Below are 23,407 nucleotides of genomic sequence, written 5' to 3'. Positions count from 1 at the left end.
CCGGTAGAGGAAGGCTGCCATCGCATCACGGCTGATGGACTGCAGCGGACGGTACGTCACCGTGCCGTTGGCCTCCACCCAGCCGGTGGAAATGCCCTGGTCCGCCAGCCACGCCATCTCCAGGTAGTAGAGCTGGGTGGTGGAAACATCCGCGAACGGTGAGACCGTCGGCGGAACGAAGGCCGGTACCCGTGGGGTCACCTCGTTCGATGCCGCCGACAGGGGGCTGTTGCCGCCTGCGTTGACCGCCCGGACCTGGAAGTTGTACGCCGTGCCGTTGCTCAGCCCGGTGACCTGGTGGCTGGTGGCGCTGCCGGGTACCCCGTCGATGGTCCGGACCACGGTGCTGCCGGTGCGGACGACGACGCTGAACGAGTCAGCCGGGAACTCACCGGCGGGAGCCGTGAACGCCACTGTTGCCGTGGTGTTGCCCGCAACAGCCGTCCCGATCAGGGGCGCCGCCGGTGCCTGGACTACGGCCGGAACCAGGTTTACGGTCTGGTCGGTAAACCGCAGCCGTTCAACGTTGGTGATCCGGTCCGTGCCGTCGTCGCCGGTGCCGCCGGTGTGGGCCACGGTGGTGACTCCCCCGGCGGTGGTGATGGCGTATTCATTCCGGGCTCCGGAGAACACGGCCGTGTCGATGTCCGCATCGCCAGGGCTGGACAGGATTTCCCGGACGATCCGCACATTGCCCGGATTGATGGTCCCGGCCATGATGCCGGCCTGGAGTTCGGTCAGTGAAGTGACCGTCCTGATCTCGGCGCCATCCGGTGCGTCGAGGACGCTGAGCCGGACGTTGAGCCACTTGTCGCCGTCGATGATGTCATCGGCCCCGTTGCCCCAGATCTGGTCGCTGCCTGAACCGCCGATGATGATGTTGCCGGCGCCGAAGGTGGTGGCACCCGCGGGCAGCAGCTCTGCCAGGCCGGTGATCCGGGCAATGCCGGCAGCATCGAGTTCGTTGGTCAGGCCTTCGACGTTGACCTCGGTGTTGGGAACGGACGGCACTTCGTCATCGCCGCGGAGCACGTCATCCTTGTCCCAGCCGGAGAGGGCCTCGACCAGGAGGAAGCGGTCCTTGAGGGCGTTCGGCCCGTCGACGATGATCTGGCGCATGTCCGAATCGGCGGGTTCGACCGACCGTGCGTGCGTGACCCAGTCGAAGCCGAAGACACCGTGGTTGCGTTCGATGCCGGGACCGGCCACCATGACGTCGTCGCCGCCTTCAGCGTCGTAGTCGTCTTCGCCGGAATCGCCGATCAGGACGTCGTGGCCCGGAGCGTTGATGTCGTCGAAGAACGGTGCGCCGCTGTCGCCCTGCAGCAGGTCGTTGGCATTGCCGCCTTCCTGCCAGTCATCGCCGCCGCCGCCGAACACGGCGTCGGGTCCGTCGCCGGAGAGGACAAGGTCGTTCCCTTCACCGGCAAAGGTTTCGTTGCCGTTGAGGCCGCCGTTGGAGAAGTCGTGGCCTTCACCGGACATGATGATGTCCAGGCCTGGTCCGGCGTCGATGGCGTCGTTTCCGTTGCCGCCCTTGAGCACGTCGTCGCCGTGCGAGTCCGTGATCCGGTCGTTTCCGTCACCGCCAAGAACACTGTCGGCGCCGTCGTTGCCTTCGATGACGTCGTTGCCGTCATTGCCCCAGAACGTATCGTTGTCGATGCCGCCCCAGATCCGGTCCCCGAGGGAGGTGCCGTTGAACGTGGACTGGGCGTTGAGGCCCGGACGGTCCACGGTGTTGCTGACGCGGTACCGGATGGTGCCGTCCGACATCCGCATCAGGAGCGCGGACTCGTCGCAGACGGAGGCGAGGTCGTCGGCTACGGAGTTACCGGTGCCGGCCGTGATGCGGCTGAGCTCGAACTCGCAGTCCGCCACGCCGAAGACATCGGCTTTGAGGGCCTCCGCATCCGTGTTGCGCATGATGAGTTCCGCGAGCGAGTTGCCTTCCAGCTGCGTGCGAAGGTTCAGCCCGGACGTGCGGGACAGGTAGTACATCCGGTCCCCGTCCTGCAGGTCCGTCATCTGGCGTTCAAAGATGTAGTTGAACGTTGATCCCAGCAGGCCGCCGAAGAGGTTCTGGTATTCGGCCAGGCCGCCCACCCAGAGATCGACGCTGTCCAGGCCGGTGGGCTGTGCGGCCCAGGTTCCGGCGCTGTTGACGAAATCGAAGGAGTCCGCGGGGGTGGCCGGGTCGGCCGTGTCCATGTCGAACAGCCGCTGGGCAGCTGCCCGCTTGTCCGTGATGGACACCGCCGCGGTGATCGTCGGATGCGTTCCGTAGGCGGCCATGAAGTTGACCACGGAGTCCGGGTGCTTCAGGTTCTGGCCGAAATCCACCCAGCTGGTGTATGGCTTCAGCGAAGACTCGCCTGTCTGCGCGTACAACTGGGTGCGGAAGTTGTTCAAGGACGGGACACCTGTATCCCGGCCCCGGGCCAGGTTCAGCGAGGCAAGGTCCAGGGGCAGCCCCAGGACGTTGTTCCGCAGTGTGTCGGTGACGAACTCATCGAGTTCGGCGCCCACCTGGTCCGTCATTCCCATGGCGATTGCGCCGGCGGCCTGCCTGGGATTCAGCGTGCCGGCAGTGCTCTGGTAGTAGGCCGGCGGGTTCAGGAAAGCGTCCAGCAGCGGCATCCCGATGTCGGTGCCGTCGTTCAGCTTGCGGTCGACGGTTTCGGTGAGCATCGAGTGGCCGAACCGGTAGGTGGCGTGGGCAAATTCCGCCTTGATCGCGGGATCAATGCCGGTGTCGGACTGCGTGAAGACGTTGAAGCCGTTGATGCCGGGCTGGATTTTCCGGGCGAAGTCCTCGAAGACGATGTGCTGGTACTCCATCTCCGTCACGTAGCGCGCCGCCTGGAACAGCCGCTCACCGTTCCACTGCCCGTTGGGAAGCTTCCACTCGTTGAGGTCGAGGTTCTGCGACGTGAGGAGCTCCTCCATGTACCCCACCAGGCGGTTGTGCTCCGCGTGGAACACCTGGTGGATCGCCGTCAGGCCGATGTTCTCGTTGACCCTGCCGTCGCCGGCGATGAAGTGCTTGTCCAGCATCTCGTCGTCGTAGCGGCCGGCCGGCCGCGGCTCGTTGACGCCGTTGACGTCGGCGTCGTCGTCCGGCTGCAGCGGGGCGCCGGTCTGTGAGTTGAACGGTGCCGCGTTGTGCCCGATGTCGTCCAGGAAGGCGATTCCGATCCGTTCAACGTTCGACGGCGGCGCCACCGGGGCGGCCAGGTTCCCTTCAACGCGTCCGGTTGCGGTCTGGTACTGCGGAAGCCCGTTCGGTCCGCGCAGGAACCGGCCGTACTGGTCGGTGGCCAGCTTCGGGATGTCGGCGACGTCCACGTCCGAAAGTTCGAGCCCGAGCATCGTCCGGGCCTGCTCCTTGATGTGGGCCCAGGTTGCCATGCCGCCCGGTTCGCCCTCGATGAGTTCTCCCGTGGCGAGGGGGTCCCCGTTTTCGTTGAGGGTGTATTCGCGTAGGAACACCTGGTGGGATGAGTGCGAAGCGTAGGTCTGGCTCTGGTCCACCCACGGCGAGTCGGTGTTGGTGCCATTCTGCTCGTCGTCGGCAGTTCCCAGGACACCGTCAGGGCCTGGCTGGTTCTCGGCACGGTTGAGCAGCATGAAGTTGGTGCGTCCGCCGGGGACATACAACGGATCGTCCGGTGCCAGCGGCATCATGACGTAGTTCTTGGTCTTCTTGGTGAAGTCCACGCCGTGGTCGAAGAACTGGCCGAAGAGCGCGAACATGCCGTTGTACGGCGGGGAAAGGCCAAAGTCGGTGGTGACGTTGGGGATGTCGAGGGTCTCTCCCGCGGGCACGCAGTTCTCCGGAACGCCGTCGCTGACACACGGGACGGCGGTGGGGCTGTCATTCACCGTGCGGTGGGCCTTGCCTGCCGCGGCGACGGCCGCCGGGTTGGTGACGGTCTGGTCCACGATCACGTTGCTGACGAAGCGCGGACCGTTGTCCGTGACAGTCGTATTGACGGACTCGTAGTTCTGCCCGCCGGATGAGGTACGCCATTCGGGGTCCGACAGCCGGGGAAACTCACGGCTGGCCGAGCCGAAGTCTTCCTGGCCGGCTACGAGGTTGTTGTCGGTGCCGTCCACAGTCCGCAGGCCGTACGGCAGCAGCGGGCTGGCGATCTGGTTTGGACCGTCGCCCAGGAGCGGCTGGCCGGCAACATCATTTCCCTGCGCGTCCTCTTTGGTCGCATGGTTTTCGGCGATTTTGATCTGCTTGAGAATGAACCGCATATCGCCGGCATTGAGTGTGAATCCCTGGCCCGTCGGGGCCGCGGAGACAGCTGGTGCCAGAACGGAAGGGACAACCCCCGCCCCGATCAAAAGGGCCAGCGCGCCGGCCGTGACTTTGCGAGTCATGCCGGCCGCTGAGCCCTGTGGATGGGGCATGCCGTCCCCCTTTCGGGACTTGCGATGTTTAGCCATGACCTTTTCCTCCATCGAGTTCATCCCGGCTCCCCCCTCAACGTGGTCGCTCGGTTCATTGGAAGGACCAGCCTTGTTCAGCGGCCTTTAGAAAAACTTGGATTGCTAAGCTGGCTGTGCATCGACGCACTCCGCTTTCGTTCCAAGGAGATCCACATGAACGGCACCCCCAAAACCGTGCTCGTCACCGGCGCCACCGGCTATATCGGCGGGCGCCTGGTCCCCCGGCTCCTTGAGGCGGGGCACACGGTGAAAGTGGTCGTCCGGACTCCCGCCAAGATTGCCGGTGTGCCATGGCTGGAACAGGTGGAGGTCATCCAAGGCAGCCTTGACGACGGCGGCATGCTCCGGGCAGCGCTGGATGGCGTCGACGTGCTCTACTACCTGGTCCATTCAATGGCGGCCGGCGCCGGCTTCGAGGCCAAGGAAAAGGCGATGGCGGAGACCGCTGCCAAGGCGGCGGCCGACGCCGGAGTGGAAAGGATCGTCTACCTCGGCGGCCTTCACCCCGAGGGCGCGAAGCTGTCAACGCATATGCGTTCCCGGGAAGCCGTCGGCAAAGTCTTCCTCGCGAGTCCGGTGGACGCTGTCGTCTTCCAGGCGGGCGTCGTGATCGGCTCCGGGTCGGCATCGTTCGAGATGATCCGGCACCTTTCAGAGACCCTCCCCCTCATGCCGGCCCCGAGCTGGGTCCGGAACCGCATCGAAGCGATCGCCGTCAGGGACGTCCTGTACTACCTCGTCGCGGCGGCGTCCCTGGAAGGGCACATCAACCGCACCTTCGACATCGGGTGCCGCCAGGTCCTCACGTATGCGGCCATGATGAAGGAGTACGCCGCCGAGGCCGGCCTGCCGTACCGCGTGGTCCTCGCGCTGCCCATCCCCGCACCGAAACTCGCCGGCATGTGGGTTGCCCTGACCACACCCATTCCGCTGTCCATGTCCCTGCCCCTCGTCGAATCGCTCCAGCACGACGCCGTGTCCAGGGAACATGACATCGACGGCTACATACCGCTGCCCGAGGGCGGACTGACACCGTATCGGCGTGCCGTGTCCCTCGCCCTGGGCAAGGAACGCGACGCCCAGGTGGAAACGACGTGGGCCAGCGCCGGAGCGGACGCGGACCCGCTCCCGAGCGACCCGGAATGGGCCGGACACCGCGTGTACGTGGACGAGCGAAGCTATTCCAGCCCGGTGGATCCCAAGTTCGTCTGGACGATCATTGAGGGGATCGGCGGCCGCAACGGCTGGTATTCCCTGCCGCTGGCGTGGCGGGTCCGCGGCTGGCTGGACAAGCTCACCGGAGGGGCAGGACTGCTCCGGGGCCGCCGCCACCCGCACCTGCTCGCCGACGGCGAAGTGGTGGACTGGTGGCGGGCCGAGCGGATCGAGCGCGGCCGGCTGCTGCGGCTGCGGGCGGAGATGCGCGCCCCCGGCCGTGCGTGGCTGGAGCTATCGGTGGAGCCTGACGGGACGGGCAGCCGCTACCGGCAGCGCGCCATCTTCTTCCCGAAGGGCCTCAGCGGCAAGCTGTACTGGCTGGCCGTCCTGCCGTTCCACAGCGTCATTTTTCCCGCCATGTCGCACAACATCACGGCCGCTGCGCAAAAACTGGCAGAGGCCGAATCGGAGTCCGCGGCGTCCAGCACATAGGATGTGGGAGGCAAAAAACCGATGCCCCATACCCCCAACCCAATGGAGGAACAATGGCACTGAGTGCTTCCACCACCCTGCCCCACAGCGTCGACCGCGTGACCGCTGTGTTCGCCAACGAAGACTTCCAGCGCCACACCAGTGAACTGGTGGGCGGAACCCTTGAATCGTTCAAGGTCGACGGCGATCTTGCCGGCGCGTTCAGCACCACCTCGGTGCGCACCCTGCCCACCACCCGCCTGCCGGAGATTGCCCGCAAGTTCGTGGGCGACAGCCTGAAGGTAACCCAGCTGGAGACGTGGGAAGCCCCCGCCGCCGACGGCTCCCGGCAGAGCAGCATCAGCCTGAAGATCGCCGGTGCCCCCCTGGACGTTAGCGCCGTGCAGCGGCTTGTCGCCGACGGCGGCAGCACCCGCGTCGAGCTCGAAGGCAACGTGACGTCTTCTGTTCCGTTCCTGGGCAGCAAGATTGCAGATGCAGCCGAGCCCATGGTGGGCAAGGCCCTGAACATCCAGTCCCAGCAGGCGCAGGCCTGGCTGGAAAGCCACTAATCCCGTGCAGCTTCCCGTTGCCCTCGCCTGGGTCCTGATTATTGCCGGCGTCTGGTCACTGGTGGTCTGGCCCCAGTTCCTCAAGAGGGTAATGAAGGATCCGCGGGCCCGTGACGCAGCCGGCAAGGCGACCAGGTTCCTCACGGTGCACGTGGTCCTGGTGTCCGTTTCGATGGTGCTGGGCGCAGCCACAGCGGCGATCGGCATCGCCGGCCTCGTCAGCTAGCGAAACGTCAGTTTCGTTCCTTCCGGCCGGCGCCCTGCCGGCCGGAAGGAACGGCCTAAACCTGCCTGCGCGACTTCCAAAGCCGCGCTGCGACGCGCACCGGCCGGCCGACGAACTCGAAAACGCTGGTCCGGCGGACCAGCGTCTCTTCCAGTGCCGTAATACGCCGGTTGAGGTCCTCCAGGGTGGAGACCACCCGGTCAGCCAGAACCCGTGCTTCGGCTGCGGCTTCCTCCTGCTGCCCGCTCAGCTGGGCCAGGTACAGCAGGTACCCCACCCCCGTCTTCCCGGCTTCGCGCCGCAGGAAGGCATCCCGCACCAGGCTGTCGAACTTCGCGTGTTCGGCGGCGGCGGCAATGACGCTGTTCCCCATGTCTCCGCTGGCTTCGGGGCGCTGGCACCAGAAGGCCAGCGGCTCGTCGTCGAGCAGTTCCATCGGGTACGCCTGGAGGAACCGCAGGTAGAACTCCCAGTCCCCCACAACGTCGAGTTCCTCGTTGTAGAACCCGATGTGGTCATGGACGGAGCGGCGGTACAGGAAGGAAATGGGGACGATCCGGTTGATCCGCAGCATGTCTGTCAGCGTGATGGCCTGAAGATCCGGCCAGTACGCGAAGGAGCCCGTCTCCACGATCGCACCGTCACGGACTTCCTCGTACACCACATTCGTCCTGACGGCGACACCCTGCGCGGCGGCTTTTCCGTCCAGCAGCCGCACGGTCTTGAGCAGGAAATCCGGATGCCACCGGTCGTCGTCGTCATGCACGGCGATGTACTCAGACGTTGCGGCCGCAATGCCCGCGTTGCTGGCTGCTTCCATGCCTTTGCTCTGCGGGTGGTGGATGACGTTCAGTTTCCCCGCGGGAAGGTGGCGGTACCCGTCCGCCAGCGCGTCAACCGGCGCCGGGTCCCCGCCGTCGTTAACCACCACGATGGAGAAATCCTGGTACGACTGCCCCAGGATGTTCTCCAGGGCACGGTTCAGCAGGATGGGCCGGTTCTTGGTCCGGACCACCACCGTCACTCGGCCGCTGGCCATCAGTGCTTCCTTCCGGTCAGCCGGCGCGCAACGTCCGCGCCGCGGCCCAACAATTTCGCTGCTTTGAAAGTCCGTGACTGCAGGATTCTGTCCCTTTCCCGTATTGCTTCATCCCGTTCGTGGATGAGCACATCGCGTTGGGACCGTACATCGTCCCACTCCGTCCATTGCCGTCCGATCCCCAGGCTCAGGGTGCGGAACAATTCCCTTTGTTCCGCGGCCTGGCGGGACCAGGATTCCACCGCGCGAAGGGCTGGCGCGTCTTCAAGCCCGGCGTAGCTGCCCACGCCGCCACGCAGTACAGCTGCCACGGCATCCCACCATGTCCCCTGGGAGCGCTCGAATCCGGGCCTGAGCCCGTCCAGGTGGCGGCGGATCTCGTCGCGGCGGTTCCAGGCCTCCAGCACCGCTTCGTCCACGCCGCCAGGGGTAAGGCTTGGCTGCGGGAGTGCCCAGTCGCCCAGCCCCCAGTTCCCGAGTGCACCGGCGAGGCGGATATCGGAGTAGGCGTCGTTGGCCAGGGCGACCACCGGCACGCCGGCCGCCAGGCCGAAGACGGCCGGGTGGTAGCGGTTCGTGATCACCAGGGCGGCGGCCGCGGTCACCGCTGCGGCCTCGCGGACCGGCAGCACTGGCATCATTGCCAGCCGTCCCGAGCGCGAGTGCGCCAGCACCGTACGGTGGGATTCGTGGTCTGCCCCGGCATCCAAAGACCCCAGCGTCCCCATGTGCGGCAGCAGGTACACCGGAAGGCCCGTGAGCTGTGCCGCACGGTCCAGCACTGCCGCGAACGCCGCCAGAGTGCGGGTTCCTTCGCGCCACGCATCCGGGCCCACTGTGGCAGCAATGTAGCCGTCCGCCGGAAGGTCCGGAAGGTCCGGAAGGTCACCCTCCAGAAGCCCGCCGTCCGCAGCCTGCGGTCCGCCGTCCTGCGGTTCGCCGTTCTGCGATTGGCTGTCCTGCCGGGTCTGCAGGAAGCTGCCGTCATCAAGGACGCGGACAAGCTTTTCCGAGCCGAGGCCCAATTCAAAACCTAGTGCGTAGGAAGCAGGTTCGCGGGCACCGATCAGCGCCGCGCTGTCGAGGAGCTCGTGCAGCACCTTCCGGTCCTGGGGCAGCAGGGTGGGACCGAACGTCTGTCCGCTCACCACCAGCGGCTTGCCAAGTTCCCTGGCGATAAGGCCGACGGCGGCCCGTTCGTAAAGCAGCCAGCCGTAGAGGGAGTTCATATTGCCGCCGCCTGCGATCAACACTCCGTCGGACGTCGACACTTCCTCGATGACGCCCCACACCGGGTCGGCGGGCGGGAGCGCGCCGCGGTCGCCCGTCGCGGCCCGGCGGACGCGCTCCAGGTAAACGCTCCGTTCCTCGGGCGGCCACGGAAATTCAATGGTTGCTATGGAACGGGTGCCGTAAAGCGCTGCCGTCTGCGCCGGGTCACGGGACAACAGCACAACTGCTGCCCCGGTCCGCTGCAGGAGTTCGTCCACTGCGGCCAGCGCCATGGCCTCATCGCCGACGTGATACGCACCTTGGCCCAGATCGCCCTGCACCACGAACTTCACTTGACGGTCCTCTTCCACTACTTGTCTCATAACGCAGCCGGAGACGGACCCGTCGCGGGGCCGTTGGCGCGCAACCAGACTACCGTCTTTTGCGGAACCGCCCGCCGGAAAGTGGTCTCATCCGGACACAACCGGGCAGCAACAGGCCACCCGAGTACTCGGGCCGGCAAATGGAGTAGGAGGGGGCGTAGATGAAGTGGACAACACGCTGTTATCTGAACGTGATAAGCCGTAAATTTCTGCTATGGACGCGCAAGATATGGAACGGGTTTGGCACGGTAGCCACCGTAAAATCGACCGCAGAAATTGGTCGTTGTATTTCGCACTGACCCTATTGGGGCTTATCTCGTGGGTAATTGTTGTATTTCCCCACTAATCTTCAATTTTCGACACTTCAATCGAAGCTCCGGCGGGTCCCCACCTACCGGAGCTTTACTTTAAGCCGGTTGATCTTGCCGCGCCGCATGATCACCGGAGCGGATTTACCGGACAAAATCGGAGAAACCGGCCATGATGGTCAGCACCGTGAGCACCACGAGGGCCAACACGCAGACAATTTCTGCCCTGTGAATCCTGTGCTGCGTTTGCCGCACTTCAATGTCGTCCTGGCTATCAACCATATTTAGAGGCTACTGGCCCCTCCGGCACGCCACTAGAGTAGTCACTACTCGTCTTTATCCCCATTGCCGTGCGCTCTTCACATCAAGCTCACCATGCCATAAAGTGGCAGTAAGATCGGCGATCGGCTCAGCGACGTTTGTCTCAGGATTGAAGTACGTCCTCAGGATTGAACTACGTCCCAGGAGAGCTGAGAACAGTGGCCGCTGAAGGATTTTCAAATACCCGTTTCCTCACAGTTTCCGAGGTCGCAGAAGTCATGCGGCTGTCCCGGATGACCGTGTACCGGCTCGTCAAAGCGCACGACCTCCCGGCCGTCCGTTTCGGCCGGTCCTACAGGGTCCCGGAGCACGCGATCGAAGACTATGTGCAGCACCACTCAACGCTTGCGGATGACGAGCACCCGGAAGCCGGCAAGACCTAGCGGCCGGTGGCTACGGCCTGCCGCAGCGCGTCCTCGGCAGCCACCCACGCCAGCATGGCGCATTTGACCCTGGCCGGATACTTCGCCACTCCCGCCAGGGCAGCCGCATCTCCCAGAATCTCGTCGTCCGGCTCCAGCCGGCCGCGAGAGCGCATGAGCTCCCTGAAATGGCCGATCATCTCCCCCAGTTCATCCGGCGACGCACCTTCGGACAATTCGCTCAAGATGGAGGCCGAGGCCATTGAGATGGCGCAACCGTCGCCATGCCAGTGGATGCCTTTCACCGTTGACTGGCTTCCTGCCGCTTCCAGCTCCAGGCGAAGCGTAATTTCGTCACCACAGACCGGGTTCAGCTGATGGCACTGTCCCACGCCCGGCTGGTCAGGCATGGACGTGGCCTCGTCAGCCGTCAGGTCGGCCCCGCTGCGCGACTTCGCGTGCTCGAGGATCAACTGCTGGTACATGGCATCAAGTGCGCTCATTTGGAGGCCCCCGAGCCAGCTACGCCGAAGTAGGGCCGGACCTGGGCCACAGCCTCCAGCAGGAGGTCCACTTCTTCGGTGGTGTTGTACAGGTAGGTGCTCGCCCGGGTGGTGGCCGTCAGACCCAGCCGCCGGTGCAGCGGCTGCGCGCAGTGGTGACCGACGCGGACGGCGATCCCCACACTGTCCAGGTACTGCCCGACGTCGTGGGCGTGCACTCCGGCGACGTCGAAAGCCGCCAGTCCGAGCCGTTCCACACCTGCCGCCGGCCCCACGACGCGGATTCCGTCAATGGCGCTCAGCCCGGTGACCAGGCGCTGGCCCAGGGAGGCCTCCCAGCCGGCGACGCGTTCCATGCCGGTTTCGTGGAGGTAATTGGCGGCGGCGGCGAGCGCCACGGCCTGCGAGATGGGCTGGGTGCCGGCTTCGAAGCGCTGGGGCGCAGGAAGGTATTCGGCTTTCTCCATCGTGACGGTCGTGATCATGGAGCCCCCGGTGAGGAACGGCGGCATGGCGTTCAGCAGTTCCCGCCGCCCGTAGACTCCGCCGATGCCCGTGGGCGCCAGCATTTTGTGGCCGGAGAAAACGGCAAAATCGACGTCCAGGGCTTTGAAGTCCAGCGGCAGATGCGGCACCGACTGGCAGGCGTCCAGTACTACGAGGGCGCCCGCCGCTCGGGCCAGCGCCACAAGCTCGGCAACCGGGTTGATGGTTCCCAGGACGTTTGAGGCGTGCGTGAACGCCAGGATCCTGGTTCGCTCCGTGATAAGCCGCGCTGCCTCCTCAAGCCGCAACGCGCCGTCGTCGTCGATGGGGATGAACTTCAAGGTGGCACCGGTGCGCCGGCAGAGTTCCTGCCACGGAATCAGGTTCGCGTGGTGTTCCATCTCCGTCACCACAACCTCGTCCCCCGGGCCGAGGGCGAAACGGGCCGCGTCGCCGCGGACAGTGCCGACGCTGGCATTTGAGAAGGAATACGCCAGGAGGTTCAGCCCCGCGGTGGCGTTCGCGGTCCAGACCAGTTCGTCCTCTGCCGCACCCACAAAGCCGGCCACGGTGGCCCGGGCGTCTTCGAACGCGTCGGTGGCCTGGACAGCAAGGTGGTGGGCACCCCGGTGCACGGCCGCGTTCCGCAGTTCATAGAACTCCTGCTCGGCTTCGAGCACGCTTCGGGGGTTCTGTGACGTGGCGCCGGAATCCAGGTACACAAGGGGCCGGCCATTGACTTCCTGGTCCAGGACGGGGAAGTCGTTGCGAATTCGCAGGACCTCGACATCACTCAGCGCGACCTGGGTGGCTGCGGTGGCGGAAGTGGATACCATGACCAAACTGGAGCTCCTTGATAGGCAAGACCTGCCGACGGCTCGCCGCCACGGGCAGGCACACCGCTTGCGTCCGCGGTGCTACTCCTCAATTGTCCCACTATTGGCCCGGGGCCGTTTATGCGCGCGGCGTCACTGCCGTGTGCCGTCCAGGCTGTGCCAGAGTTCGGCGAGCTCCTGGCGGCGGGAAACACCCAGCTTGCCGTAGATCCTCTGCAGATGCGCGTTCACTGTGTTCACTGCGATCCCGAGTTCTTCCGCCACGCGTGCACTGCCCATCCCGGTGACGACAAGCACTGCCACTTCCCGTTCCCGTTGCGAGAGCTTGGCGGGGTCCGCGGCCGGCCGCTTCATTTCGGCTGGCCCCCGGCTGCCGGGAACGTTCAGCAGGTCAAGGGACTCGCCAGGCACCGGACCGCTGTTCCCGTCGCTCGACCACCGCCAATCCGGCAGCCCGTCGGCGGGGTCAAACGCCGTACCTTCAGGCCGTCCAGCGACACCGAGATTCAACAGCTCCCGTGCCCGGCGGCCCCTGGCGCCGCCGGACGCCTTGGCCGGCTTCCGGAGCGTCCTCTGGGGCGGTCCGGCGGTTCCGGTAACGGCCGGACGGGCCACCGCCGCGTACGTGTCAGCCAGCCTGGCCGCGACGTCGCCGTCAGCAGACCGGTCGTCCCCGGCCCGGACTCCCACTGCCAGGGCTTCCCCCGCCCGATCGTCTTCTGCCCGGACGTCGGCCGGCGCGGGTGCACCAGTCAGTCCAACCCCCGGCAGCTGCGCCAGGTCCCACGTCAGCCACTCCGCAGTGGCCTGCGCGCCCAGGGTGAGCGCCAGCAGGTCGTCCGGTTCGCCGGACGTTCCGCCGTCAGCACCTGATACACGCACGGGCGTGCGGCCGGCGGCGGCATGCCGGCAAAACATCATGGCCCGGAAAAGCTGCAGGGGTCCGCCCGGGTAGCTCATCCATCTGTTGCGGCCGGCACGCTTTTCGGCGCTCCCTGCGTCGGCCCCCTGCCCGAACCTGGCCAGGTTGGACGCATGGATCGTAAGCACCATGGAGTGGAAGTCGACGCTGCACCGCGGCAGGCGCTCCACCGCGTTGAGCGCCCGGGTGGAAAGCTCGACGGCGTCAGCGGACTTGCCCCGCGCGGACAGCCCCTGCGAGGCCAGCGCCAGAAGCAGGATCCCGGCGTGGGTGCCCGGCGCCTCGCTCGTACCGGGACTGCCGCCGTCGCAGAACCCGGCCGGGCAAAGCCGGTGGAACAGCTCCCCTTCCGTGCTGGGCCAGTTGCCCTCCCTCGACTCCAGGTAGAGCTGCAGGACGTCCAGCTCGTCCTGGACGGCGTTTTGGTAGGTGTCGGCGGCCGTATCCCCAATGGACGCAGCCGCCGCCAGTGTCAGCCGCCGCCTCGCACTGTCCAGTACGGATTGGAGGGCGTCGCGGCCGGGATTCATCGGCAGCAGTGCCTGCAGGAGCAGGGCGACAGCCCGGGCAAACTCCATGCTCAGCACTGCGGGAGTGGTTTCCACGAGGCTGCGGAGAACGTCGGCACTCTGGCCGTACCTGTGGGCGTGGAACAGGGCCCGGGCGGCCTCCGTCTGTGCCATCAACCGGAGCTCGGGTGCTTTGACGGATTCTGCTGCTTTCAAGGCACGGCCGCTGTCGTAGAGATTGTTTGCTGCGGTGGCCGCGGCCAGCAGGTCCAGGTCCGCAACAGCTGCCCCGGCGTCCAGCGCCGCTTCCACCCGGCGAAAGAGATCCCACAGCGGCTCCTCCCCCGGCCGGCCGGAAAAGCGGTGACCTCTGCCCTGCAGGTCCGTTTCGCTGCGCAGGTCCAATGGCCCCGCCCCACCCGGAAAGAGCCGGGCTGCACTGGCCTCGGCTTCATGGTTCAGGGTGACGTCGGCCCCGCCGTCGCTCCTGATCTGGAGCCGGATGACATGGCCTCGTTCCAGGGCGGCCAGGGCGTCCGGCGGCACCGCCCTGGCCAGGCTGGACAGAGGCGCCGGATCACCGGATGCCAGGAAGTCGACCACCTGGCGCTGCTCCGGCGGAAGTGCCTCGATCCGCCGACGCGCCAGGTCGAATTGGCGTGACTCCGACGGGTCCAGCGGATGGACGATGGCGCAGCTGCCCCCGCGCTCCACAATCCGGCCGCCCGCCAGGGCTTCCTCGACGAGCCAGCTGGCCGTTAGCGCATTGGCCCCCGATGCCGCAAGGATGTCGCGCACCAGGGTGGGCACGGGCGGGGCCGGGAGCCGGGACTCGAGCAACGTCCGGAGCTGGTCCAGCGTGAGGTCATCCAGTGCCACGATGGACAGTTGCCGGGCCACCACCGATTCCATCAGCTCCATCGGCAGCTGCCGGTCGGAACGGTGGCTTGCCAGCATTCTGATGTCCGGTTCTGCGAGGAGCTGGTTGAGGACCCACAGGGATGTCCCGTCGAGGTGGTCCACGTTGTCCAGGACCACCAGGATTCCGTTGGCCCCCGGGTCCTGGCTCCGGAGCGCATTACGGCAAGCGCGGACAATGTTCAGCGGCGACACTTTGGCACCCGCAGGCAACGAAGGTGCCAATACACTGCCGATGCCGAACTTCATCCGGCGGCAGGACTCGGGAATGCTGTGCACAATGACCGTCAGCCGGCCTGAGAGTGCCTCGGCCGCAGCGGCAAGGAGCCGGCTCCGGCCCGATCCGGCTGCACCGGTAACGATGACGCCTGAAATTTCGGATCCTGTGAGGGCAGTGACTGCGGCCCGCAGTTCAGCCACCCGAATGACCGGGGGGAAAGGGGGATTTCCTGCCCTAACGTCCATGGTTGCGCCGATTCCTTAGCCGTGGAGCGCGAAGATCCGGACCGCCCCCAACCCACCTGCCGGCATTAGCAACTTCCACGCTACCTATCCACTGCCTGCGCTGGCGTGAGTGGTGACTACTCGAATATGACCGCCCCTCGCTCTCAGCCCCGTTCAGGCTACTCACAGGCATCCGTGTAAAGTGGAGCGGGTGTTAACGGTCTCTTCGGGTCTCTTGACGGTCCCGCTAGCTGCTTCTGGGGAGTATGCGGCTTAGCTGGTTTCACTATCAGCATTGATTCTGGGCGCGGCCATCGCTGCGCCAATCTGGCGGTCATGACCCGTACTTGGCGTGCCCTCATGGGGCCCCTGCCATCCCTGTTAATGTCCCCAACAGAATATGTATCCCAAAAAAATGAAACACATGACCACCCCAATCATGGCTGTGTTGATCCTCCTCATCGGAGTATTGACCGCCGGCTGTGCCGCCCAATCGGCGCCCAGCCCGTCGGCCTCCGCCAGTCCTTCGTCAGCCAGCGCACAAGCGTTGCCGGCAAAGCCGAAGGCATCACCCTCACCCAGTACGACGCCGGCCGCGGCCCCCGTCGAGGAACCTGCACCGGCTGCGGTTTCCGCTCCCGAACCTGCTGCCGCGGCTCCCGCGCCGGTAGCAGTGGCCGCAGCAGTGCCCGCGGCCGCTCCGGCAACCAGCAAGTACCCCTTGCACACCAACGTCGTAAGCACCACTTTCTGGGTCGGCGAAATCTTCAACGCCAGCCTTGCCGACGGATCCCAGGTCTGCTCCACGTATAACGGGCAGTGGGCTTTCCAGCACACCGGCATCAACGCCGGCACCACCCCCGCCTCAGCCTCAGGCTGCCCCGGCAGCATCTACGGCGGCTGCGACGGCGTGAGCTCCGGTACCGGCGCATCGTTCACCTGCGCTACCGAAGCACGCGACGCCTCCAACGGCTACTTCCCCAAGAACCAGCCCGCCCCGCTGGAGAACCCTTTCTACCTCGACCTGCCGTATGACGACATCAACAATGCTGCCGCCTTCCGGGAGCGGGCAACAGTCATCCCCTGGGCCAACGACGAAGGCTACAAAGGCCAGGCGACAAACCGCTCCTTCAGCTATATGAAGAACCGCTGGGTCAAGATCCGCAAGGACGGCAAGGAGTGCTACGGCCAGATCCAGGATGCCGGCCCGGGGGAGTACCAGGACAAGGAGTACGTCTTTGGTGCCAACGATGCGCGGCCGGCCAACAAGAAGTTCAACGGCGCCGGAATGGATGTTTCGCCTGCACTCAACGGCTGCCTCGGTTTCAGCACCCTCAACGGGGAAGCGGACAAAGTGGATTGGCAATTCGTGGATCAGAAGGACGTTCCGCCGGGCCCGTGGCTGGACGTGGTCACACCACCTCCGGTGTGAGCTGGTAACAGCAGCACGTGGCTGAACGCAGCGGCGCCCCTCCCCTGGACACAATGTCCCGCGGGAGGGGCGCCGCTTTTCGTTAGCGCGTGACGGCTAATAGGTGGCGCCTAACGCGTGACGCCGGCGCCCGCAGTGGCCTCTTCCAGCTCGAGTACTTCACCCTGGACACGCCGCATCGGGCTGACCCACACGCCCGATGAGGCAGCTGTATAGGCCCGTGGCAGGACCATAAGGCAGATCACCGAGTCCAGGATCCGCATGAACGGAAAGAACGGCGCCATCAGCAGGATGGCCGGTCGGCGGAGGGCAATGGCCGCGATGACGGTGAGTGTGAGGTCCGGTATCAGGACACCCAGCAGGACGTCCTGCGGACGCATGAGGCCGGACAGGTACAGGAACGATTCGCCGTTGTCCCCGAACGCCTGCAGTTGCATCGATGCCACCAGCGAGAGCAGGAAGACCGGAATCAATAAGACGAAGAAGATGCAGCTGATGACCAGTTCGATGCAGTAGAACACCAGCACGAACCAGAATTTTCCGGCCTGCAGCCGGTGCCGCCGGACTGTCTGCCAGAAGCCGAGGATCCAGCGCCGCACCTGCCTGGTGTAGTCCTGCAGATTGTCCGGATCCTGGGTGTAGGCAACGGCGGCCGACGGGTGGAAGGCGATCCGTCCCAGTTTCTTGGCGTGGATCTCAAAGGTCATGTTGAAGTCCTCGATGACCAGGCCCGGTGCCAGCACCTTTATTTTGGCAAGGGCGCTGGTCCGGTACATGCTGGCAAAGCCCGGCACGATTGAGACGACGTTGGCGCCCCTGGCCGCCTGACCGTATTTCAGGAGCAGCTGCACCACAATGTACAGCCGCTCCCGGTAGGCCACCAGGAAGCGTCCCAGCACCGTGGGCGCCGGCGGCGTCATGATGGACCTGGCACGGCCGGCCACGGCAACCACGGAGGGATCAAGGAAAAGCGGCAGGCCGGTGTCCAGGTAGTCGGGGGTCGGGCGGGTGTCCGCGTCCAGCAACATCACCACTTTGAATCTCCGGCACAGCTCGAAATAGGCAATTCCGGCGGCAAGCGCCCCGGCCTTCCCCCTGTTCGGTTCCAGATCCAGTACTTTGACACCGGCGGAGCGGGCGATCGCTGACGTGTCGTCCGTGGACATGTCCGAGATCACGTGGATGTTCCGGAGCGGCACCAGGGCCGCCGCGGCCCGGATGGTTTCCCGAATGACCAGCGCCTCGTTATGCGCAGCAATGAGCACTGCAACATTTGCCGGCAGGATCCTTGGGTCCCTGGCACGGTGCCGGCCATGCTCCCGCTGGATCTGCCCGCGGTGTGCCCGCGGTGCTGGCAACGTGTGGACGCCGTGGACACCGGAGCCCAGCCGGTTGGCCAGCGGCCAGCGCTGCAGGAGCCGTAGGATGCGTCCGCCCAGCGGAGGGCCCAGCGCCACATGCCGGACGTACTGCTCATTGGCCAGGCGCAGCAAGCCCACGAGCGACCAGAAGATGGTGCTGATTCCAAGAACGAGGACTATATATACGGCTATCACAGCGACGGTGCTCCAATCGTGTCGTACATGGCATAGTCATCCGTGACGAGCGTGCCATTCCTGAAGAGGTTCAGCCCGAAGCTGATTGCGGTTGCGCCGGCGGGCAACGCGGGCGTGGTGAAGGCGGCCTGCGTGTAGGAACCTGCCGCAGCGAACCAGGGACTGGACGTCCAGTAAACCCAGGTGCCTGCCGAGTTCCGGTAATACACGGCGAACTGCGTCACCGTCGTCGAGGTGTACCAGGCGCGAAGTGAGTAGGTGCGGCCGGCGACGGCGGCCGGTGCGCACGATCCGGCGTCGAGCGTTTGCAGGAGCTTGGCATCACCGCTGGAATAGTTGCTCACCACGAGGCGCTCTGCCTTGGTCCCGGTCCTGGCGGTCGAGACGGTGCTGAAGGTTGCGGTGTTGGTACCGAATCCCGCAGTTTGCCAGCACTGCGGCGTCGAACCCGCGCCCGCTGTTTCAAGGCTGGCATTCTGAACCAGGTTGGTACCCGCAGGCGGTGGCGGCGGAGGCGGAGGCGAGGACGCTGTGTCGATCATTTCGTAGTCGTCTGTGGTCAATGTGCCGTTGCTGAAGAGGTTGAGCCCGAAACTGATGCCGCTGGCTCCCGAAGGCAGGGCCGGCGTTGTCCAGCTGGCCTTTTGGAAGGTAGTGGCGGGCGCGAACCACGGGCTTGAGGTCCAGTACACCCAGGACCCGATGCCGGTCCGGTAATAGAGCGCAAACTGGGTGTTTGCCGTGGACTTGTACCAGGCGCCCAGGGTGTACGTGTGCCCGGGCGTGGCCGTCGGAGAGCACCCGCCGAGGTCCAGGGACGGCAGGAACTTGGCATCGCCGTTGACGTAGCCGGTCACGACCAACCGCTCGGCCCTTGACCCGGTCCGTCCGGGGCTCACCGTGGTGAACGTTCGCGAATTAGTGCCGTAGCCGCCTTCCTGCCAGCATTGGGGCACACCGCCCACCAGGGTTTCGAGGCTTGGGTTCTTGACCAGGTTGCCGGTCGTGGGCTGCGGGGGAACGGCCGGGCCGGATACGGCGGGCTTGACTGTTCCGCCGATGACCTGATTGACCGTCTTCACGGTGGTGGTGGCGGGCCGGGCCTTCAGCCAGGCCGCAAACTGTTGGAAGACGGTCGGGGTGACGTTCAGGGGATCCGCGCTGGAGGCTGCGATGTGATGGAACGTCAGCTGGATCCAGCCGCCCACCGATTCTGCCTGGGTGACCGAGCGCTGCAGATCGGCGAGTGACCAGTTGTTGTCCACCTGGTCCGGCGCGGCGGTGTTGTAGGCATTGGCCGGTGGAATGGTTTCGGCCAGGGCGCAGCCGGCACAGCTGAACCTGGTCTGGATATCACCCAGGCCGCGCGCGCTGTTGTAGCCGCAATTTCTCACGATGCCTTCCGTCGTTGCGTTGGAGGATGCGAACGGATAGGCAAAACTTGTGACGGCGAAGCCCCAGTTGGTCAGGTTCACCCTGTCGTTGCAGACCTGCCGGGTCGCCTCGTCCGCGGGGAGTGTGACGAGGTCCGGGTGCGTCACCGTGTGCCCGGCGATTTCGTGGCCGTTGGCAGCCAGGCTCTGGAGGTTGGCAACGGTCAGGTAGTTGGGGGTGCCGATGACTCCCGAGGTGATGTAGAACGTCCCGTCCAGCCCATAATTGTTCAGGATCTGGGCAGCGGCCATCTGGTCCGCATTGCCGTCGTCGAACGTCAATGACACCACGGTGGGGCCGGCGGCCTGGGCGGGAAAGGCCAGCGCAGCCACACCGGAAACTGCAAGGGCCACGATGCCCAGGACCGTCACGGCGGCCTGTGCCAACTTTCCAATCCTGCGGGGTGCAGGGCCCACGTCAACCTTCCTTGGCATTTGCCCCGGAGTATTGAACCTCATGGGAATCGACTCGATTCTTGTTTTCGAGCCCGTGGAGCCTCAGCACTGGCAACGGGCGGGGCCTAGGGGGCGGCCGGCGCCCCCGTGTCGTACATCTCGTAGTCATCTGTAGCCAGCTCCCCGTCGCTGAACAGATTCAGGCCAAAACTGATGCCGACGGCGTCTGCCGGCACCGGTGGTGCAGTCCACTCAGCCTGCCGGTAGGCGGCGCTGGCGGGAAACCAAGGGCTGGCTGTCCAATAGGTCCAGGTGCCAACCTTGTTGCGGTAGTACAATTCGAACTGCGTGGATGCCGTGGAGCTGTACCAGGCCCGCAGCGTGTAGCTGTGGCCGGGGATGACGCTTGGCGCGCATGCCCCCAGGTCCATGACAGGCAGTAGCTTTGCGTCCCCGGACGTGTATCCGGTAACGTCCAGCCGCCGCGCGATACTGCCGGTGCGGCCGGGAGCCATCACGCTCAGCACGTGTGAATTCTCGCCGTAGGAGGAGACCTGCCAGCACTCCGGCAGTCCGTACTTTCCGGCTGTTTCCAGCCCCGGGTTGCGCAGCGCGTTGGTGCCGGGCGGCGCAGGCGGAGCAGAAGGTCCCGGAACAGCGGGCTTGGCCCCTCCCCCAATGACGTCGTGCACCGTGCGGATGGCCGTGGTGCCCTCGTCCGTGCGGGTCACCAGCCACGAGACGAAGTCATTGAAGAGGGCCGGGCTGACGGACCGCGGGCTGCCGCTGTCGTCGATGTCGTAGAAGGCCAGCTGCAGCCACCCTCCCGTGGTCTCAGCGTCCATCACCGACTGCTGCAGATCCGCAATTGTCCACGCGGAACCGACCTCCGGCGTCGATCTCGTGCTGAACGGGTCGGCCGGCCTCACCGTTTCAGACACGGCGCAGTCGGCGCACCCCAGCCGGCTGCGGAGGTCGCCCTGGCTGCGTGCGCTGTTGTACCCGCAGCCGGCAACCATCGCCTTCGCCTCCGGCGACTTCGCGGCAAACGGGTAGGAAAAGGAGGTGACCTTGAAGCCCCAGTCAGTGAGGTTGGAGCGGTCGTTGCAGACCTGTCGGGTGGCTTCATCAGGTTCAAGCGCCGTCAAGTCGGCGAGGGTTGCGGTGTGGCCCCCGATCTCGTTTCCATCGGCGGCCAGTGCGTGCAGGTCCTCCACTGTCATGTAGTCCTTCGCCCCCATGAACCCGGAGTTGACGAAGAATGTCCCCCGCAATCCCTGGCTTCGAAGGGTCCGGGCGGCGGCCAACTGGCTGGCCCGGCCGCCGTCGAACGTCAGTGTGACCGTGGTCAGCGCCAGGCTGGAATCCACCGGCGCCGCAAAATTCTTCAGGGGCCCCTGCGCGTCCTTGGCCGGTACCGGACCGCCCTTTGGCGCCAGGGCGGCGGACCCGGTCAGCAGTGCCAGCCCGGCCAGCCACGACACTGCCCAGAGCGTTGTCCGTTTCCGCTGCCTGGTCAATCCGGAACCGGGCGGACCGCCCTGCTCCCCCGGCAGTTCATATCTTTCGCTCATGACAGATATCCCCTTTTACATCCGTATCGCCCGGCCGCAAGAGGATCCCCCCAGGCCGCAATGTTTCATGAATTGACACCTTGAAGGGGTCGGTGACGACTGGGGGGAAGCCTTGGTCTCAAAGGCTTGTTCGCCACCGACCCCCGTTCATGGGCCCCGGGCCTGCGCGCCAGGGCTGGCTGCCTCGCGGCAGCTGCGTCGGCAGAATTGGGAGAGGTTTCACCGGCGGTTTCCGCTGGCCCGGGCATTCGTGCCCCCATGCCCGTCACGGACTGCCGTTCAGGGGTATGGTTGCGTGCGTTCGCCCGCAAAGGTGCGTCCATTCCCATTTTGAGACCCGATTCTCCCCCGGAACTCTGTATCTATCCGACACCCAAAGCCTATTAAGCCGCGAGGCCTGCGGCACGAGTGGTGCCTACCCGTCTTTACCTTTGTCAGGGGCCGGGTGGGCCCGGCGCCACTCGCCCTCTACCCGGTGCGGTACTCGTTGCGTACCCGAAGACACCCGAAGCTGCAGGCGCATAGGAGCCACCGGCAGGGGTGGCGTGGTGAAATGGTGACTAAGTAAACCAGAGGGGGGCGTGGGAACCGGATGTCAGCCATCAGCCGAGGCTCGGGTCCGGCCGCCAAGGCCGAAAAGGAGCCGGCGCCGCAGCCGGTTGAGACGCCGCTTGCCGGTGGATCCCGCGCCCGCCCGCGGTTGCAGCTGCGTCAGCCCTCGTCACCGCTTATGGCAGGACTGGCCATAGCCACCATCCTCGCCAGCGTCATCTTTTTTTGGGCCTGGCGTTCCGGCCTCGCCACAGGCGCCGCGCAACCCACCTGGTTCGCGGGGTACGTCGACGTCACGGTCTCGCCGCCCTACGCCTTCGAGGAGGGTGCCACGCCGGGCACCAGGGACGTTGTGCTGGCGTTTCTGGTCGCTTCCCCACAGGACCTTTGCGTGGCCAGCTGGGGCCCCGCCTACGGCCTCGAAGAGGCAAACACCGCCCTGGGCCTGGAGAAGCGGATTTCCGATCTTCGCTCCCGAGGCGGATCGGCGGCCGTGTCCTTTGGCGGGGCCCGGAACAGTGAACTGGCCACGACATGCCGGGACGAAGGAAAACTCCGCACCGCATACCGGGACGTCATCGAGCGCTACGAGCCTGCCTTCATCGACTTCGACCTGGAAGGCGCGGACCTGCTGGACCAGGCCGGCGGCGAACGCAGGGCCCGTGCGGTGGCCGCGCTGCAGGGGGACCGCAATTCGTCCGGCAAGGAGCTCCCTGTCTGGCTGACTCTCCCGGCGTCGCCGCGGGGACTCACCGACGCCGGCATAGCCGCCGTCGAACAGATGCTCCAGGCCGGCGTACAAGTGGCAGGCGTCAACATCATGACCATGAACTACGGCGCCAGCCGGAGCAGTTCGCAAGGCATGCTCGACGCCGCCAAGGCTGCGGCGGAGGCCACGCATGACCAGCTGAGCATCGTGTACCAGCGGGCCGGGATCAACCTCAGCCGCGAACAGCTTTGGAAGAAGATCGGGCTGACCCCCATGATCGGCCGCAACGACCTGCCAGGCGAGATCTTCGGGCTGGACGCCGCCCGCGACTTGAAGGACTACGCCGTGGGCTTGGAGATCCAGCGCCTGTCGATGTGGTCGCTGAACCGCGACGCGACCTGCCCCACCAGTGAGCAGGGGGAAAACGCCAGCTTTACCTGCAGCGGCGTGGACCAGGGAACCAGCAGGTTCTCCGATCTCCTGGGATCCGGACTCCCTGGCCGGATGGATTGAGCAAGGGCCCCTACTTCACCTGGCTGGTTGTGACCACGTCCAGCCACGGGCCCGGCGGAACGTCCTTCTGATCCACGAATTGCCAATCCACTTTGTCCGCTTCCCCGTTGA

Annotated in this window: 16 protein-coding genes; 6 read left to right on the top strand and 10 right to left on the bottom strand. The window is 65.6% G+C overall.

The annotated features are described in order from the left end of the window. Nucleotides 1-4,422: peroxidase family protein (locus tag BS38_RS0123065; RefSeq protein ID WP_231511427.1), on the bottom strand; the 4,422-nt coding region annotated here is incomplete at its 3' end. A gap of 192 nt (nucleotides 4,423-4,614) precedes the next feature. On the opposite strand from BS38_RS0123065, the gene BS38_RS0123060 reads away from it, so the two are divergent. Genes BS38_RS0123060 through BS38_RS0123050 form a run of 3 tightly spaced genes read left to right on the top strand, consistent with a single transcriptional unit; the run spans nucleotide 4,615 to nucleotide 6,888 of the window. Further along, entirely contained in the window at nucleotides 4,615-6,111 is a 1,497-nt protein-coding gene (locus tag BS38_RS0123060; RefSeq protein WP_028272875.1) for an SDR family oxidoreductase, read from the top strand. Between the two features lie 53 nt (nucleotides 6,112-6,164). Beyond that, nucleotides 6,165-6,662: a DUF2505 domain-containing protein gene (locus tag BS38_RS0123055; RefSeq protein WP_028272874.1), complete on the top strand. Its 498-nt coding sequence runs from the start codon at nucleotides 6,165-6,167 to the stop codon at nucleotides 6,660-6,662. 4 nt (nucleotides 6,663-6,666) lie between these two features. After that, the gene (locus BS38_RS0123050) at nucleotides 6,667-6,888 is read left to right on the top strand and encodes an SCO4848 family membrane protein (RefSeq protein WP_028272873.1); all 222 of its coding nucleotides are present in this window, start codon (nucleotides 6,667-6,669) and stop codon (nucleotides 6,886-6,888) included. Between the two features lie 55 nt (nucleotides 6,889-6,943). Here the strand turns inward: BS38_RS0123050 and BS38_RS0123045 are convergent, their stop codons facing one another. The 3 genes from BS38_RS0123045 to BS38_RS27325 form a co-directional block, all read right to left on the bottom strand. Next, complete coding sequence (locus tag BS38_RS0123045) at nucleotides 6,944-7,927, bottom strand: glycosyltransferase family 2 protein (RefSeq protein ID WP_028272872.1); 984 nt, start codon at nucleotides 7,925-7,927, stop codon at nucleotides 6,944-6,946. Then, nucleotides 7,927-9,492 (bottom strand): polysaccharide pyruvyl transferase family protein, encoded by a 1,566-nt coding sequence (locus BS38_RS26240; RefSeq protein WP_051629125.1) that lies wholly within the window; start codon nucleotides 9,490-9,492, stop codon nucleotides 7,927-7,929. The genes BS38_RS0123045 and BS38_RS26240 overlap by 1 nt, the downstream gene beginning before the upstream one ends. A gap of 482 nt (nucleotides 9,493-9,974) precedes the next feature. Further along, a complete protein-coding gene (locus BS38_RS27325; RefSeq protein ID WP_156037236.1) occupies nucleotides 9,975-10,112 on the bottom strand; it encodes a hypothetical protein in 138 nt (45 codons plus the stop codon). Between the two features lie 197 nt (nucleotides 10,113-10,309). On the opposite strand from BS38_RS27325, the gene BS38_RS0123030 reads away from it, so the two are divergent. Next, nucleotides 10,310-10,534, top strand: coding sequence for a helix-turn-helix domain-containing protein (locus BS38_RS0123030; protein ID WP_011691098.1), 225 nt, complete (start codon nucleotides 10,310-10,312; stop codon nucleotides 10,532-10,534). Here the strand turns inward: BS38_RS0123030 and sufU are convergent. The 3 genes from sufU to BS38_RS0123015 form a co-directional block, all read right to left on the bottom strand. Further along, nucleotides 10,531-11,016 carry a Fe-S cluster assembly sulfur transfer protein SufU gene (gene sufU / locus BS38_RS0123025; RefSeq protein ID WP_028272871.1) on the bottom strand — a complete coding sequence of 162 codons (486 nt, stop codon included), beginning with the start codon at nucleotides 11,014-11,016 and terminating at the stop codon, nucleotides 10,531-10,533. The two genes, BS38_RS0123030 and sufU, sit on opposite strands and share 4 nt — an antisense overlap. After that, on the bottom strand, nucleotides 11,013-12,344 hold the full coding sequence (locus BS38_RS0123020) for an aminotransferase class V-fold PLP-dependent enzyme (protein ID WP_028272870.1): 1,332 nt from the start codon (nucleotides 12,342-12,344) through the stop codon (nucleotides 11,013-11,015). Before BS38_RS0123020 ends, sufU begins: the two co-directional genes overlap by 4 nt. A gap of 126 nt (nucleotides 12,345-12,470) precedes the next feature. Further along, entirely contained in the window at nucleotides 12,471-15,107 is a 2,637-nt protein-coding gene (locus BS38_RS0123015) for a helix-turn-helix transcriptional regulator (protein ID WP_028272869.1), read from the bottom strand. Nucleotides 15,108-15,555: 448 nt separating this feature from the next. On the opposite strand from BS38_RS0123015, the gene BS38_RS26235 reads away from it, so the two are divergent. Further along, on the top strand, nucleotides 15,556-16,563 hold the full coding sequence (locus BS38_RS26235; RefSeq protein WP_231511425.1) for a hypothetical protein: 1,008 nt from the start codon (nucleotides 15,556-15,558) through the stop codon (nucleotides 16,561-16,563). A 110-nt stretch (nucleotides 16,564-16,673) separates the two neighbouring features. Here the strand turns inward: BS38_RS26235 and BS38_RS26230 are convergent, their stop codons facing one another. From BS38_RS26230 to BS38_RS0122995, 3 genes are all read right to left on the bottom strand, one after another. Then, the gene (locus tag BS38_RS26230; protein ID WP_043439832.1) at nucleotides 16,674-18,119 is read right to left on the bottom strand and encodes a glycosyltransferase family 2 protein; all 1,446 of its coding nucleotides are present in this window, start codon (nucleotides 18,117-18,119) and stop codon (nucleotides 16,674-16,676) included. Next, entirely contained in the window at nucleotides 18,116-19,969 is a 1,854-nt protein-coding gene (locus tag BS38_RS0123000) for a polysaccharide deacetylase family protein (protein ID WP_231511424.1), read from the bottom strand. The genes BS38_RS26230 and BS38_RS0123000 overlap by 4 nt, the downstream gene beginning before the upstream one ends. 104 nt (nucleotides 19,970-20,073) lie before the next feature. Further along, on the bottom strand, nucleotides 20,074-21,522 hold the full coding sequence (locus tag BS38_RS0122995) for a polysaccharide deacetylase family protein (protein WP_028272867.1): 1,449 nt from the start codon (nucleotides 21,520-21,522) through the stop codon (nucleotides 20,074-20,076). A gap of 592 nt (nucleotides 21,523-22,114) precedes the next feature. Here BS38_RS0122995 and BS38_RS0122990 point away from each other — a divergent pair. Next, nucleotides 22,115-23,296 carry a chitinase gene (locus BS38_RS0122990; protein WP_028272866.1) on the top strand — a complete coding sequence of 394 codons (1,182 nt, stop codon included), beginning with the start codon at nucleotides 22,115-22,117 and terminating at the stop codon, nucleotides 23,294-23,296. Nucleotides 23,297-23,407: the final 111 nt, after the last annotated feature.

Origin of the sequence: Arthrobacter sp. UNC362MFTsu5.1, from assembly GCF_000685965.1 — a bacterium.
Classification (GTDB): Bacteria; Actinomycetota; Actinomycetes; order Actinomycetales; family Micrococcaceae; genus Arthrobacter.
This window is presented reverse-complemented; position numbering and strand designations above follow the sequence as displayed.

Excerpts from the sequence above, each read along its gene's own strand:
- BS38_RS0123055 (WP_028272874.1), top strand. The coding sequence starts at position 6,165 with ATGGCACTGAGTGCTTCCACCACCCTGCCCCACAGCGTCGACCGCGTG.
- sufU (WP_028272871.1), bottom strand. The coding sequence starts at position 11,016 with ATGAGCGCACTTGATGCCATGTACCAGCAGTTGATCCTCGAGCACGCG.
- BS38_RS27325 (WP_156037236.1), bottom strand. The coding sequence starts at position 10,112 with ATGGTTGATAGCCAGGACGACATTGAAGTGCGGCAAACGCAGCACAGG.
- BS38_RS0122990 (WP_028272866.1), top strand. The coding sequence starts at position 22,115 with ATGTCAGCCATCAGCCGAGGCTCGGGTCCGGCCGCCAAGGCCGAAAAG.
- BS38_RS0122995 (WP_028272867.1), bottom strand. The coding sequence starts at position 21,522 with ATGAGCGAAAGATATGAACTGCCGGGGGAGCAGGGCGGTCCGCCCGGT.
- BS38_RS0123060 (WP_028272875.1), top strand. The coding sequence starts at position 4,615 with ATGAACGGCACCCCCAAAACCGTGCTCGTCACCGGCGCCACCGGCTAT.
- BS38_RS0123045 (WP_028272872.1), bottom strand. The coding sequence starts at position 7,927 with ATGGCCAGCGGCCGAGTGACGGTGGTGGTCCGGACCAAGAACCGGCCC.
- BS38_RS26235 (WP_231511425.1), top strand. The coding sequence starts at position 15,556 with ATGACCACCCCAATCATGGCTGTGTTGATCCTCCTCATCGGAGTATTG.